Annotated in this window: 10 protein-coding genes; 3 read left to right on the top strand and 7 right to left on the bottom strand. The window is 72.5% G+C overall.

The window, feature by feature from the left end:
• Positions 1 to 104: 104 nt before the first annotated feature.
• From ASE25_RS03625 to ASE25_RS03615, 3 genes are all read right to left on the bottom strand, one after another.
• Positions 105 to 1,529 carry a PepSY domain-containing protein gene (locus ASE25_RS03625; RefSeq protein WP_056822798.1) on the bottom strand — a complete coding sequence of 475 codons (1,425 nt, stop codon included), beginning with the start codon at positions 1,527 to 1,529 and terminating at the stop codon, positions 105 to 107.
• A 64-nt stretch (positions 1,530 to 1,593) separates the two neighbouring features.
• On the bottom strand, positions 1,594 to 2,310 hold the full coding sequence (locus tag ASE25_RS03620; RefSeq protein ID WP_056822794.1) for a hypothetical protein: 717 nt from the start codon (positions 2,308 to 2,310) through the stop codon (positions 1,594 to 1,596).
• A 62-nt stretch (positions 2,311 to 2,372) separates the two neighbouring features.
• The gene (locus ASE25_RS03615) at positions 2,373 to 2,801 is read right to left on the bottom strand and encodes a pyridoxamine 5'-phosphate oxidase family protein (protein ID WP_056772360.1); all 429 of its coding nucleotides are present in this window, start codon (positions 2,799 to 2,801) and stop codon (positions 2,373 to 2,375) included.
• Positions 2,802 to 2,938: 137 nt separating this feature from the next.
• Here ASE25_RS03615 and ASE25_RS03610 point away from each other — a divergent pair, with 137 nt between their 5' ends.
• Both ASE25_RS03610 and ASE25_RS03605 read left to right on the top strand, forming a co-directional pair.
• Entirely contained in the window at positions 2,939 to 4,981 is a 2,043-nt protein-coding gene (locus tag ASE25_RS03610; protein ID WP_056822790.1) for an NAD(+) synthase, read from the top strand.
• Positions 4,982 to 4,991: 10 nt separating this feature from the next.
• A complete protein-coding gene (locus ASE25_RS03605) occupies positions 4,992 to 5,492 on the top strand; it encodes a GNAT family N-acetyltransferase (protein WP_200958954.1) in 501 nt (166 codons plus the stop codon).
• A 13-nt stretch (positions 5,493 to 5,505) separates the two neighbouring features.
• On the opposite strand, the gene ASE25_RS03600 is transcribed toward ASE25_RS03605, so the two are convergent.
• From ASE25_RS03600 to ASE25_RS03590, 3 genes are all read right to left on the bottom strand, one after another.
• Positions 5,506 to 6,546, bottom strand: a complete 1,041-nt coding sequence (locus ASE25_RS03600) for a zinc-dependent alcohol dehydrogenase family protein (RefSeq protein WP_056823838.1) — start codon at positions 6,544 to 6,546, stop codon at positions 5,506 to 5,508.
• A gap of 136 nt (positions 6,547 to 6,682) precedes the next feature.
• Positions 6,683 to 8,869 carry a DEAD/DEAH box helicase gene (locus tag ASE25_RS03595; protein WP_056822787.1) on the bottom strand — a complete coding sequence of 729 codons (2,187 nt, stop codon included), beginning with the start codon at positions 8,867 to 8,869 and terminating at the stop codon, positions 6,683 to 6,685.
• Positions 8,870 to 9,113: 244 nt separating this feature from the next.
• Positions 9,114 to 9,863: a VIT family protein gene (locus tag ASE25_RS03590; RefSeq protein ID WP_056822784.1), complete on the bottom strand. Its 750-nt coding sequence runs from the start codon at positions 9,861 to 9,863 to the stop codon at positions 9,114 to 9,116.
• A gap of 162 nt (positions 9,864 to 10,025) precedes the next feature.
• On the opposite strand from ASE25_RS03590, the gene ASE25_RS03585 reads away from it, so the two are divergent.
• Positions 10,026 to 13,220, top strand: a complete 3,195-nt coding sequence (locus tag ASE25_RS03585; protein WP_056822781.1) for a response regulator — start codon at positions 10,026 to 10,028, stop codon at positions 13,218 to 13,220.
• Here the strand turns inward: ASE25_RS03585 and ASE25_RS03580 are convergent, their stop codons facing one another.
• Positions 13,221 to 13,988, bottom strand: coding sequence for a hypothetical protein (locus tag ASE25_RS03580; protein ID WP_056822778.1), 768 nt, complete (start codon positions 13,986 to 13,988; stop codon positions 13,221 to 13,223).
• Positions 13,989 to 14,030: the final 42 nt, after the last annotated feature.

Raw genomic sequence — 14,030 nt, 5'->3', positions numbered from 1 at the left:
GCGCCCGTGCCAGAGGTGCGGGTTCCCGCGAGGAGTGCGCGCTGCACCGCGCACTCCTGCGGGGACCGGGCACCTCTGGGGTGAGCGCGCACCTGTCGTGACCGCTACCGGTCGGCGGTGTTGAACGCCTGGCGCAGGCGCGGCACTCGCCGGATGACGACGCGGTCGAGCAGCAGCACGACGACGAGTGACGCCCCGAAGACCGGCAGCAGGACCGCCAGCCCCACGACGAGCACGGCGAGCAGCGGCGAGGAGGCGAGCGGCATACGCCCTCGGGGTGCGCCGACGGCGCCCGAGCCGCGCGGACGGCGGCGCCACCACATGACCGGCCCGGTCACGCACGACACGACGACGGCCACGCAGAAGAGCGCGGTGAGCCAGAAGTTCAGCGTGCCGAAGCGGCGCCCCTCGTGGACGGCGATGCCCTGGCTGACGACCTTCGCGAGAGCCGGGTAGTCGTCGTAGCCGTACGTGCTCACGACCTGGCCGCCGAAGCGGTCGACGTGCACGGTCCGCTCGGCCCCGGGGTCGTCGAAGGCGTAGCCGATGACCGAGTAGACGCCGCGGTCGTCCGACGGCAGCGCGACCGTCACCGGGTGCGCCAGCCCCGAACGGTCACCCACCTCCACTGCGGTGTCGAGGTTCGCGACGCTGACCTCGTCTCCGGCCGAGACCGGATCCGACTGCGGCACAAGGCTCTTGCCCTGTGCCCATGGGACGGCGTGGTGACTGTGCGGTAGCGACTCGTCCAAGGTCGAGGTCGGGTTGGACAGGGCGCCCGGGTCCTCGGCCCACATCGACGTGCCGCGGTCGGTGGCCAGCTTCTGCACCTGCTCGCCCCAGATGCCGGTCCACGGCAGGCTCGAGACGACGAGGAGCAGCAGCCCGGCGCCGACGAACGCTCCGGTGCGGGCGTGGGTCGTCCGCAGGCGGGCGCCGGGTGCATCGACCTCACGCTGCCGACGCCGCGCCCGCCGACCGCGGACGAAGAGGTAGTAGCCGGTGACGGCCATGACGATCGCCCAGCACGCGCCGAGCTCGATGACGGTGTCGCCGATCCGGCCGGCCATGAGGTCGGCGTGCAGGCGCACGGCGGTGCCGCTGATCGTCGAGTCCGGGTCGAGCGAGCCGAGCACCCGCACCGTGTAGGGGTCGACGAAGACGTCGCGGGTCAGGCCCTCGGCCGCCTCGACGGTGAAGCGGGCGCTGGCATCGGCGCCGGTCGGCTCCGTGAACGAGACGACGGTGGCCCCCGGAGACGCCTCCTGGACCGCCTCGAGCTGGGTCTGCCACGGCTGCGTCAGCTGACCCTCCGCGTGGTCGACGCGCATGAGGTCCGGGTGGACGAGCGGCTCGATCTGGAAACGGAAGAGGTAGACGAGGCCGGTGACGGCGAGGACGAGCAGGACCGGGACGACGACGACGGAGGCGTAGAAGTGCCACCGCCAGAAGGCGCGGAACAGGCCGGTGGTCGGGCGGGCACCCTTGCGGGCGAGGGGTTTCGGACATGCGGGATCGATGACGGACATGGTGCTCCTCGGGCATGACGGTAGGGGGCAGCGGCCGGGCGGTGGCCGGCGCTGCGAGGTGGTGTCAGGTGAGGAGGAAGGCGGGCGGGCCGCGACGCACCGGGGTGCGGGCGCGCCACACGTCGGCCGGGACTCGCACGTCCGACGGCCGAGGTCGCGGGTCGCGGAGTCCCGCGCACCGGGCCGCGACAGCGTGGATCAGGGCACCGGCGCCGTGGGCGAGTGACAGCACGGCACGGGTCAGCGCGACGCCGACCGTGGCCACGAGTGCGCAGGCGACCCGCCACGACTCCTCGCTGCGGGTCAGCAGGACGCCGATCGTGACCGCGGCCGCGACGTGCGCGAGCAGCATCGTCGGGGTCGGGAGCAGGTCGGTGAGCGCGCTCGTCGCGACCACGCCATCCGGGTCAGCCGCGCCGGCGACCGTGCCGCTGCCCGTGTCGATGCGACCGAGGGGGCGTATGCCGTGTGCCGCGTGGGAGGGGCCGCCGCCGGTCCCGTGGACGGGGGAGCCCACGGCCATCGCCGCGAGGCCGTGCACGACGTGCGCAGCCACCTGGAGGGCGGCGAGCAGGACCGCGGACCGGACGGCCGTCAGGCCGAAGCGCACGAACGGCAGGGTGGCGCCGGTCAGGAGGGCCGTCGCCACGAGGACGCCGACGCCCGAGACGAGGTGGCCGCCACCGACCGCGTGCGCGGCCGTGGCTCCGCCGGAGGCGACGAGCGCCAGCACGAGCGCGCGCAGGGCCTGCGCGCGCGGGCTCCGGGCGGACGTGGGCACGCGCCAAGGGTAGACGAGGGCGCGTGCCTGCCCAGCGGTCAGGCGGTCAGGCGGTCAGGCGGTCAGCCCGTGGGCAGGTCCCGCAGCCACGGCCTCGTGAGGTCGAAGCGGCGTCCGGAGATCTCGTCGACCTCGATTGCGACGACGACGGACTTCGGGGTGTCGACCCACGGCCGCACGGGGAGGCGCTCGACGACGTAGGCGGCCTGTCCCTCCAGGGTGCGCGCCCGGCCCCGGCAGATGACGCTCGTGGCGCGCTCACCGACGATCTCGTCGACCTCGAAGGCGACGTCGGGGTTGGCCGTCACGCCGAAGAGCTTGCTGCCCTCGGCCGTCATGAAGACGATGCGCTCGCCGTCGAGGGCGTAGTTGATCGGCGTCAGGTGCACCTCACCGACGAGGTGGAAGGCCAGGCGACCGAACTCGTGGGCGCGGAGGAAGCCCCAGGACTCCTCCGGGTGAAGGACGTGGACCGGGTTCTGGTCCGACATGGTGACCTCCTCGGTTGCTCGTCGGGCGAGTGTCCGACTACTACTGATGGTAGTAAAGATGGTCCCGGACACGCCCGCGCTCGCGGCGAGTCCCGCGTCACACGCACTGCCCGCACGGCGTGCGATTGACTGTGCCCATGGACTTCTACAGCTCCTGGGCCCAGGGCTTCGCCCGCGTTGCCGCGTGCACCCTGCCGATCGTGGCGGTCGACCCCGAGCGCAACGCCGACGCCGTCATCACGCAGCTGCGCGAGCTCGACGACGAGGGTGTCGGCCTCGTGCTCTTCCCGGAGCTGTGCCTGTCGGGCTACGCCATCGACGACCTGCTCCTGCAGGACCCGCTCCTCGACGCCGTCGACGACGCCCTGGCCCGCATCGCCGAGGCCACCGCTGACCTCCGCCCCGTCGTCATCGTCGGCGCGCCGCTGGAGAAGGGCTCGCGCGTCTACAACTGCGGCGTCGTCATCCACGGCGGTCGCATCCTCGGTGTCGCGCCGAAGTCCTACCTGCCGAACTACCGCGAGTTCTACGAGCGGCGGCACTTCGCGCCCGGCGACGACCAGCGCGGCCAGACGATCGACGTCGCGGGCGACCGGGTGCCGTTCGGCCCCGACCTGCTCTTCCGGGCCACCGACGTGCCGGGCTTCGTCCTGCACGTCGAGGTCTGCGAGGACATGTGGGTCCCCGTCCCGCCGAGCCACGAGGCGGCGCTCGCCGGCGCGACGATCCTCACCAACCTCTCCGGCTCGCCGATCACCGTCTCGCGCGCCGAGGACCGTCACCTGCTCGCCCGCAGCGCGTCGGGCCGCTGCCTCGCCGCCTACCTCTACGCCGCGGCCGGCGAGGGCGAGAGCTCGACCGACCTGTCGTGGGACGGTATGACGATGGTCTACGAGAACGGCGCCCTCCTCGCCGAGAGCGAGCGCTTCCCCGAGGGTGCCCGCGCCTCCGTCGCCGACATCGACCTCGACCTGCTGCGCCAGGAACGCCAGCGGCAGGGCACCTTCGACGACAACCGCCGCACCCACGCCGCGCGCACCGACGGCTTCCGCACCGTCGAGCTCGAGCTCGACCCGCCGGCCGGCGACCTCGGCCTGCTCCGCAAGGTCGACCGCTTCCCCTTCGTGCCCGACGACGAGGACCGCCTCGCGCTCGACTGCTACGAGGCGTACAACATCCAGGTCTCCGGTCTCGAGCAGCGCCTGCGCGCCATCGGCCAGCCCAAGGTCGTCATCGGCGTCAGCGGCGGCCTCGACTCCACCCACGCGCTCATCGTCGCGGCCAAGGCCATGGACCGGCTCGACCGGCCCCGCAGCGACATCCTCGCCTTCACGATGCCCGGCTTCGCGACGAGCGACCACACGAAGAGCAACGCCATCGCGCTCATGGAGTCGCTCGAGGTCACGTGGGAGGAGCTCGACATCCGACCGGCGGCGACCCAGATGCTCGAGGCGATGGGCCACCCGTTCGGCCGGGGCGAGGAGCTCTACGACGTCACCTTCGAGAACGTCCAGGCCGGCCTGCGCACCGACTACCTCTTCCGCATCGCCAACCAGCGCGGCGGCATCGTCCTCGGCACCGGCGACCTGTCCGAGCTCGCCCTCGGCTGGTGCACCTACGGCGTCGGCGACCAGATGAGCCACTACGGCGTCAACACCGGCGTGCCCAAGACCCTGATGCAGCACCTCATCCGCTGGGTCGTGTCGTCGAGCCAGTTCGACGAGGAGGTCGCCGGCACGCTGACCTCGATCCTCGACACCGAGATCACGCCCGAGCTCGTGCCGGCCAAGGAGGGCGAGAAGCCGCAGAGCACGGAGGCGATGATCGGGCCCTACGCCCTGCAGGACTTCACGCTCTTCCACGTGCTGCGCCGCGGCTACCGCCCGTCCAAGATCGCCTACCTCGCGTGGAACGCGTGGCGGGACAGCGAGGCGGGGGAGTGGCCCGCGGGCTACCCCGAGGCCGACCGGACGGCATACGACCTCGCGACGATCCGGCACTGGCTCGAGGTCTTCGTCAAGCGCTACTTCGCCAACCAGTTCAAGCGCTCCGCGTTGCCCAACGGGCCCAAGGTCGTGGCGGGAGGCTCGCTGTCGCCGCGGGGTGACTGGCGTATGCCGTCCGACGCGACGTCGGTGGCGTGGCTGAGTGAACTGGACGCGAATGTTCCTGAGAAGTAAGGCGATTCGAGTGGCTTCCACCATCACTGTCCGGGATTTCGACGAGGCCGACTGGCCGCTCGTGTGGCCCGTCATCGAGCAGGTCGTCCGCGCGGGCGACACCTTCCCCTTCCCGACCGACCTCACCGAGACGGAGGCGCGCGGCATCTGGCTCGAGAACGGTCCCGGGGGACGTGTCACCGTCGCGGTCGACGGCGACCGCGTCCTCGGCACGGCGAAGATGGGGCGCAACCGTCCCGGCCCCGGGTCGCACGTCGCGACGGCGAGCTACATGGTGTCGGCCGAGGCCCGAGGTCTCGGCGCCGGGCGCGCGCTCGTCGTCGACTCCCTCGACTGGGCCCGCGAGTCCGGTTATGCCGCCATGCAGTTCAACGCCGTCGTCGCCACCAACACCGGCGCGGTGCGGCTCTACGAGAGCCTCGGCTTCACGGTCGTCGGCACCGTGCCGCGGGCCCACGAGCTCCCGACCGGGGAGCGCGTGGGCCTGCGGATCATGCACGTCGACCTCTGACGTCGCGTGCCCCTCAGCGCGTCAGCACCACCTTGAGGGCTCCGGTGTCCGCCGCGCGGGCGAACGTGTCGTAGGCGTCGAGGAAGTCGGCCATCGGGAAGCGGTGCGTCACGAACTGCGCCAGGTCGATGTGGTGGGTGGCCAGGAGCCGGAGCAGGGTCGGCGTCGAGTAGGTGTCGACGAGACCCGTCGTGATGGTGACGTTCTTGATCCAGAGGTCCTCCAGGTGCAGGGTGGCCGGGCCGCCGTGCACGCCCACGTTGGCGACGGTGCCACCGGGGCGCACCAGAGCCGCGCACTGCTCGAACGTCGATGCCACCCCCACCGCCTCGATGGCCACGTCGGCGCCGAGACCCTGCGTCAGGTCCCGGACGATCGCGACGGCGTCCTCGCGGGAGGGGTTCACCGTGATGTCGGCCCCGAACTGCTTGGCCGCCTCGAGTCGGGCATCGGCCAGGTCGATGGCCACGACGTGCGCCGGACTGAAGAGCTTGGCACCCATGATGGCGGAGAGCCCGACCGGGCCGGCGCCCACCACCGCTACGACGTCACCGGGACGGACCCGGCCGTTCAGCACACCGACCTCGTAGCCCGTGGGCCCGATGTCGGCGAGCATGAGTACTTCCTCGTCAGTCACTCCTTCGGGGACGGCATGCGTCGACGTGTCCGCGAAGGGGACGCGGACGTACTCCGCCTGTGTGCCGTCGATCGTGTGGCCGAGGATCCAGCCCCCGCCGCCGATGCACTGGCCGTAGCTGCTCTCACGGCAGTAGCGGCACGCGCCGCAGGCGGTGATGCAGGAGACGAGCACGCGGTCGCCGGGCTTGACGTTCTTGACACCCGGGCCGACCTCCTCGACGGTGCCGACCGCCTCGTGGCCGAGGATCCGACCCTCGGTGACGGCCGCGACGTCACCCTTGAGGATGTGCAGGTCGGTGCCGCAGATGGTCACGCTGTCGACCCGGACGACGGCGTCGGTGTCGGCCTGGACCGTCGGCTTCGGGACCTCGTCCCAGGTCTTCCGGCCGGGGCCGTGGTAGACGATCGCGTGCATGGTGCTCATGTCTCCTCCTCGGGCCGCAGGTCAGCGGCGCGGGTCCAGTCCATCGCGGGGACCGGTGAGGAGGTAGGGCCATACGTCCCGCCCCGGGGCTGCTGGGACGGGACCAGGGTCCCGAGTCAGCTGGGCGTCAGGGCTCGACGAGGGCCTGGCGCAGCAGCTCGACGAGGGCGTCGAGCTGGAGCGTGTCGCCCGACGTGATGTCCTCGTCGCTGCCGTCGAGGGCGCGCGCGGCGAGCCCCTGCTTGGCATCGATGAGCTCGGCGATCTTCGAGTCGATGGTGCCGGAGGCGAGGATGCGCCAGGCCGTCACGGGCTCGTCCTGGCCGATGCGGTGCACCCGGTCGATCGCCTGCTGCTGCTCGGCCGCGGTCCACGACAGCTCGGCGAGCACGACGTTGGAGGCGGCGTGCAGGTTGAGCCCGACGCCGGCGGCGGTGAGTGAGCAGACCGCGACGGCGACCTCGGGGTCCTTCTGGAAGGCGTCGATCGCCTCCTGGCGCTGCTTCGAGGTCTGCTCGCCGCGCACCGACACGGTGTGCAGGCCGGCCGAGGCGAGGACGCGCTCGGCGGCGTCCATGACGTCGATGTGCTTGGCGAAGAAGACGACCTTGCCCACCGAGTGCGACAGCTGCACGGCGTAGTCGGCGGCGAGCGTCGACTTGGCCTGGCCGATGCGGCGCACGAGCGAGAAGACGTTGTCGGTGCCCTTCTCGGCCGACGCGGCACGCAGCTCCGCGGCGGCGACCCGACGCATGAGGGCGGTGTCGGGCTCGCCGTCCTCCTCGCGACCGTCGCCGGCAGCCAGGAGGGACTGGTAGCGCTGGGCCAGACGGCGACCCAGGGCGCGCTCGGCCTCGCGGATGGACCGACCGAGGTCGTCGTCGAGCTCGACGGTGATGTCGGCGATGCGCTTGTCGGGCAGGTCCTTGGCGACGTCGACCTTGCGGCGGCGCACGATGCCCATGTCGATGACCGCGCGACGGGCCTCCGGGTAGAAGGCGCGGTCGGCGGGCGTGTGCCCGGTGTCGTCGAGGCGCCGCGTGATCTCGGCGGTCGGCTTGCCGTCCTTGATCCAGCCCAGGAAGCGCCAGATCGCGTCGAAGTCCTTGACGTCGTTGATGAGCGGAGTGCCGGTGAGGGCCATGAGGAGCGGGTCGCCGCCGGGCGTCGTCGACCGCAGCCGGTCGCCGAGCGCCAGGACCTGCTGGGAGCGCTGCGACTGGAGGTTCTTGATGAAGTGGGCCTCGTCGACGACCATCGAGCGGAAGCCGAAGCTCGAGAGCCACCCGAAGTGCCGGTCGAGGATCTCGTAGTTGACGACGAAGACGTCGGCGAAGGCGTCGACGTCGTTGCCGTCGCCGTGGATGACGGTGACCCGGCGCTGCGGCGTCCACCGCTCGACCTCACGGGCCCAGTTGATCTTCACGACGTTCGGCACGACGGCGAGCATCGGGTAGGCGCCGGCGATCGAGGCGGCCATGACCGACTGGGCCGTCTTGCCGAGACCGGGCTCGTCGGCGAGCAGGAAGGTGCGGTGGCCCTCCTGGACGCTCTGGAGGAAGCGGGACTGGTGAACCATGAGCTGCGACCCGGGTGGGGAGAAGCGGTCGATCTGCGGCGTCGGCGGCAGGTCCATCGACGCTGCCTCTCCGCCGGCGCCCTGCTCGAAGGCGCGGTACAGCGGGCTGAGCAGGTCCCACCCGGCGAGCCGGTTGGGAAGGTAGTCGCTCTGGGCGCGACCGACGTCGGGCGTCAGGAACGGGTTGGCGAGCGCCCGCGACGGCACCGACTGCGGCATCACCTGGCGGGCCGCGATCTGCGGCGGGACGACCGGCCGCGGGGGCTCGGGCGCCTGGATGACGAGGTCCTCCTCGGCGAGCTCGGCGCCCGACTCGAGGAGCCAGTCGCGCCGCATCTGCTGGGCCGCGGGGCCGGGCTTGGCGTTCGCGTCGAGCAGCGTGAGCAGGCTCGTGTCACGGGCCGCGATCTGCGCGAGGATCGTCGCGATGCCGTCGAGGCGCTTGAGCAGGTCGGCTCGCGTGGCCGACGGGATCGACGCGTCCTCGCGGACCCGGGCGCGCTCGGACCGCATGAGTGTGGCCACGACGAGGAACTTGGTCCGGTTCGTCGGGCTGGCCTTGCCCTTGCTCGAGACGCGGGACTCGACCTCGCGGACCCGCCGTGCGAGCACGGGGATGAGCGGCGCAGGGTCGTCCTTGCGCTGGGTGGCCTTCCGCTGACCCTGGTTCTGGCCGTTCTGCCCCTGCTTGGGGCCCTGGCCGTCGGTCGGTCGGCGGCGGACGCGCGTTGCCATGTTCCTCCTGATGACGCGGAGGACGTCGAGCGGGCTGGGCCCCCGGACGACACCGTGCCTGACTGGGTCGGTGTCGGCGGCGGACTCGGCTCGAGTCCCGGTGGACGCGCATCGCGCGCCCTGTGCCCCGAGCGCCGGACCGGCGGTTGCGCCACGGACGGGCGCTTGGGACACCTCGACTCTACAGCCCGCTGGGCGCTGATCGGGTCGTATGCCGCGTGCAGGCCGTGAAGTGGCCGCGCGCTCAGCCGATGTTGACCCCGACGACCGCGCCGATGGCATACGTCACGCCCATGGCGAGCAGGCCGCCGGCGACGTTGCGCAGGACCGCCCGGGTGGCCGGGCTGCGTCCGAGGCGGGCGCTGACCGCGCCGGTGAGGGCGAGGGCCGCGGCGACACTGACGACGGTGACGTGGATCCGGATCGAGGCCGGGCTGAAGGTGATGGTGAGCATCGGCAGGATCGCGCCGACGACGAAGGCGAGCATCGAGGCGCCGGCGGCGTGCCACGGGTTGGTCAGGTCGGTCGGGTCGATGCCGAGCTCGGCCTCGGCATGCGCGGTCAGCGCGTCGTGGGCCGTGAGCTCGCGCGCGACCTCGGCGGCCAGCTCGCGTCGCATCCCCTTGGCCTCGTAGAGCTGGGTCAGCTCCTCGAGCTCGCCCTCCGGGTCCTCGTGCAGCTCCTTGCGCTCGAGCGTCAGGAGCGCCCGCTCCGAGTCACGCTGGGTGCTGACCGAGACGTACTCGCCGGCAGCCATCGACATGGCACCCGCGGACAGGGCGGCGATGCCCGCGAGGATGATCGCGGCCTTGTCGGCGGTCGCACCCGCGACGCCGACGACGACGCCGGCGGTCGACACGATGCCGTCGTTGGCGCCGAGGACGCCGGCCCGGAGCCAGTTGAGGCGCGCGCCGACGTTGGCGTCGTGCGGCTCTTCCGGGTCGTGGCCGTTGTCGAGGGGCGTGGGCTCGTCGGACGCTCGCACGTCGGACATGGGTGGTGCTCCGATCGACGGTGGGGCGGTGCCCGTCGATCGTGGCACCCGCCGGGGACGCTGTCACCGAAGGCGAGGCTCACCTGCGCCTCGCCCGGCCTCCCGTGCCGAAAAGAGCGCGCCATCCGGGCGCCGCGGCCCCACATGCGCGAGGATCGGGACATGTCGGGCATTGCGGGCGGTCGCGAGTCGGCGGGGGACGACCTCTTCCGCTGGATGGTCGCCGCCTCGCCCGACGGGTTGTGGGTCTTCGACGGGGAGGGGCGCACCCTCTTCGCGAACGCCCGGATGGCCGAGCTGCTCGGTCGTGACCCCGACGACATGGTCGGTTTCTCGGTCTTCGACGCCGTCGACGACATCGGCAAGGAGCAGTTCCGCCACCACCTCGGGGAGCTCGCGGCCCGGGGCGAACCCGGCGACAACATCGAGTGCAGCCTCCTCGACGCCCACGGCAACCGCTTCTGGGCGCTCGTGTCGCACACGCCGCTCGTCGACGACTCGGGCGCGCGGCGGGGCTGGATGCACCGGGTCAGCGAGCACAGCGCGCAGCGCAAGCTGCTCGACCAGCTCGCCGAGGCGCAGTCGATCGCCAAGATCGGCAGCTGGGAGTGGGACGTCACGGCCGACCGCGTGTCGTGGTCCGACGAGCTCTACCGCATCTACGGGCTGGACCGCACCGACCTCACCCCCACCTACGAGGGCTTCCTCGCCCGCATCCACGCCGACGACCGGGCCCACGTGTCCGAGGTCGTCGGCGCGGCGCTCGTCGCCACGGACTCGTTCGAGTTCGACGCCCGCGTGGTCCGCACGTCCGGTGACATCGCCTGGATCCGCGGTCGAGGGCTCGTCACGCGCGATCCCGAGGGTCGTGCGATCCGGATGGGCGGCACGACCCAGGACATCACGGAGAAGAAGGACGCCGAGCAGGCACTCGGCCTCGTCACGGCGATGGCGACCGCCGCCAACGAGGCCGCGACGCTGGACGAGGCACTGCCCGCCGTGCTCGTCGAGGTTGCCCGCCACACGACGTGGCGCCCCGTGCTCGCAACCGTCGTCGACGCCGAGGGAGCCCTCGGCGAGCCGGTCCGGGCCCCTGAGGGCACCGAGTCGAGCCGGCTGCCGGTCGAGGTCGGCCTGGACTTCGCCGCCCGTGCCGCCCAGAGCCGCGCCGTCGTGGCCGAACCGTCGCCGGAGGGCTCGACGATCGTCGCCGTGCCGATCGTCCACGAGGGCCGGGTGGCGGGCGTCGTCGTGCTCGACATGCGCAGCGCGGCGCCGCCGGTCGAGTCCGACGCCGTGACGATCACGCAGATCACCGCGCTCTTCGCCCGGGTCGCCGACCGCGAGTGGACCGCCGAGCACCTCGCCGCGGCCCGCGACGCCGCCATGGAGGCCTCCCGGGCCAAGTCGGAGTTCCTCGCGACGATGAGCCACGAGATCCGCACCCCGCTCAACGGCGTCATCGGCCTGAGCGAGCTGCTCGGACGCACGGAGCTGACCCCGCACCAGCGACGGCTCTCCGACGGCATCGACCAGGCGGGCCACGTGCTGCTCGAGCTCGTCAACGACATCCTCGACCTGTCCAAGATCGAGGCCGGCCGGCTCGAGCTCGAGTCGGTCGACTTCGACCCGGCCGCGGTGCTCGAACGCGGCGTCGCGCTGCTCGCCGAGCGGGCCCGGGCCAAGTCGCTCGACCTCTCTGTGACCCACGGTCCGGATGTGCCGTTCATGGTCTCGGGCGACCCGGTGCGCTTCGGGCAGGTCGTCGCCAACCTCACGACCAACGCCGTGAAGTTCACCGACTCGGGAAGCGTCGTCATCCACCTCACGCTCGACCACGTGACCGACACCGGACCCGTGCTGCGGGTCGAGGTCACCGACACCGGGGCGGGCATCGCACCCGAGGTGCGGTCCCGGCTCTTCGAGTCCTTCTCCCAGGGCGACTCGTCGACGACCCGCGAGTACGGCGGCACCGGGCTCGGCCTGGCCATCAGCCGGCAGATCGTCACGGCGTTCGGCGGTGAGATCGGCGTCGAGAGCGAGCCGGGGGAGGGCAGCACCTTCTGGTTCACCGCGGCGTTCGAGCCTGCCTCGGCTCGCAGCCTCGGCCGCTCCGAGTCGCAGGCCGCGGCCGTGTCGGGGCTCCGGGCGCTCGTCGTCGGCTCCAACGTGCCGCACCGCGTCCGCGTCGAGGAGCAGCTCTCCGCGTGGTCGATGTCGGTGACGTCGGCCGGCTCCGGCGTCGACGGTCTCGTCCAGCTCGACCGGGCCGACCGCGGTGGCACCCCGCTCGACGTCGTCGTGCTCGACGACCCCGGCTCGGGCGCAGGCGGCCTGCAGGTCGCGCGGATGATCCGTTCCGACGAACGCTTCGCGGGCGTACGCGTCGTGCTCGTGTGCGCGCACGTCCCGCCTCCTGACGTGGCGACGCTCAAGGAGGCCGGCGTCGACGCGACGCTGACGGCGCCCGTCATGCCGTCCTCGCTCTTCGACGCCATGGCCGACGTCGCCGGTCGCCACCTCGTGCCCGAGCCCCCGACGGCCAGGTCCGTCGTCGCGCCGCCGGGTCCCGACGGGCACCTCGGCACGGTCCTCGTCGTCGAGGACAACGAGGTCAACCAGCTGGTGGCGCAGGGTGTCCTCGAGAGCCTGGGCTACGCCGTCGTGCTCGCCGGCAACGGTGTCGAGGGGGTCGCGGCCCATGCCGCCCGGGGTGACGACGTCGTCGCGGTGCTCATGGACTGCCAGATGCCCCAGATGGACGGCTACGAGGCGACCCGGGCGATCCGGGCCCAGGAGGAGCCGGGTCATCGCCTCCCGGTCATCGCGATGACCGCCTCGGCCATCGCCGGCGAGCGGGAGCGGTGCCTGCAGGCGGGCATGGACGACTTCCTGACCAAGCCCATCGACGTCGCGCTGCTCGCCTCGACCCTGCAGCGCTGGACCGGCTCGGGACCCGCGCCGCGCCCGCGTTCCGGGGCGGCTGCTGCGCCGGCGGCCGGCGCCGAGGTGCTCGACCTGAGCCGCCTCGACGAGCTGCGCGACCTCGACCCCGGAGACCCCTCGATGCTGCTGCGCTTCATCGACCGCTTCGGTTCGGGTGCGCGTCAGCGGTTGTCCGACCTCGTCGACGCGCGCGCCGAGGGCGACGCCCAGATGCAGGGCCGGATCGCGCACGGGCTCAAGGGGACCGCCTCCAACCTCGGGGCCTCGGCCCTCGCCGACCTGTGCCACCAGGTCGAGGACCTCGGGGCCGCGGGACGCCTGGCCGACGAAGCCCTCGTCGCCCGGGTCGAGGACGAGGTCGACCGGGCGGCGAGGGCGCTCGAGGAGTACGCGGCAGCGCTGCGTGGCTGATCAGGTCGTCGTGGTGCTTCCCGACGAGCTCGAGTCGTCCTGGCCCGGGTCCTGGCTCGGGTCCTGGCCGGGGTCCTGGCCGGAGAACGGGTCGATGCCCTGACCGAGCTGCTGGAGCAGGTCCTGCGGGTCGAGCTGGCCCAGCTGGTTCGGGTCGATGCCGCTCAGTCCGCCGCCCGGCACGCCGTTCTGCAGGTTGGGCAGCTGCTGCGGGGTCGTGCCCTGCTGGTTGGGGTTCTGGTTCGTCAGGCCCTGCTGACCCTGTTGACCCTGTAGGCCTTGCAGGCCCTGCTGGCCCCCGGGGAACTGGAAGCCGCGGCCGCCGCCCGGGCCGCGGAAGCCCGTGTCCCCGCCCGTCGACCCGGCCGGCATGGCGGCTGCGGCACCGATGGCGCCCGCAGACGTCAGCACGAGCGCGAGCCCGGCGGTCACCGCGGTCTTCTTCGCGTTCCAGCGAGGACCGTCACCGGTCCCCGCGACGCCGGCCGGGTTCTCGCGGACCGCCTTCTCGCGGACCGCCCTCTCGCGGACGGGCAGGCCGGTGGGTGAGAGCGGCACGTCGGGACCGGCGAGGGGGGTCGCGGCCCCCGGCGACACGGCATACGCGTACGGCGTGGCCGGCGGGGTCACCGGCATCTCGGTCGTCGTCGCCGACGGGAGCTGCTGGGTGTCGTCGGTGTGGTGGGCGGCCGGCGCGTTCGGGTCGAACTGCGGCAGCGCGGGCGTCGGCTGCGACGCCGGGACCTGTGGCGTGGACTCGTTGCTCATGGGGCCAACGGTCGGGCGGCTGCCTGTGCGGGTGCTGTGGCG

This window comes from Terrabacter sp. Root85, assembly GCF_001429185.1.
Classification (GTDB): Bacteria; Actinomycetota; Actinomycetes; order Actinomycetales; family Dermatophilaceae; genus Terrabacter.
Note: the sequence above shows the minus strand (reverse complement) of the source record. Positions and strands in the feature narration are given on the sequence as shown.

Excerpts from the sequence above, each read along its gene's own strand:
- ASE25_RS03625 (WP_056822798.1), bottom strand. The coding sequence starts at position 1,529 with ATGTCCGTCATCGATCCCGCATGTCCGAAACCCCTCGCCCGCAAGGGT.
- ASE25_RS03615 (WP_056772360.1), bottom strand. The coding sequence starts at position 2,801 with ATGTCGGACCAGAACCCGGTCCACGTCCTTCACCCGGAGGAGTCCTGG.
- ASE25_RS03610 (WP_056822790.1), top strand. The coding sequence starts at position 2,939 with ATGGACTTCTACAGCTCCTGGGCCCAGGGCTTCGCCCGCGTTGCCGCG.
- ASE25_RS03600 (WP_056823838.1), bottom strand. The coding sequence starts at position 6,546 with ATGCACGCGATCGTCTACCACGGCCCCGGCCGGAAGACCTGGGACGAG.
- ASE25_RS03595 (WP_056822787.1), bottom strand. The coding sequence starts at position 8,869 with ATGGCAACGCGCGTCCGCCGCCGACCGACCGACGGCCAGGGCCCCAAG.
- ASE25_RS03590 (WP_056822784.1), bottom strand. The coding sequence starts at position 9,863 with ATGTCCGACGTGCGAGCGTCCGACGAGCCCACGCCCCTCGACAACGGC.
- ASE25_RS03585 (WP_056822781.1), top strand. The coding sequence starts at position 10,026 with ATGTCGGGCATTGCGGGCGGTCGCGAGTCGGCGGGGGACGACCTCTTC.
- ASE25_RS03580 (WP_056822778.1), bottom strand. The coding sequence starts at position 13,988 with ATGAGCAACGAGTCCACGCCACAGGTCCCGGCGTCGCAGCCGACGCCC.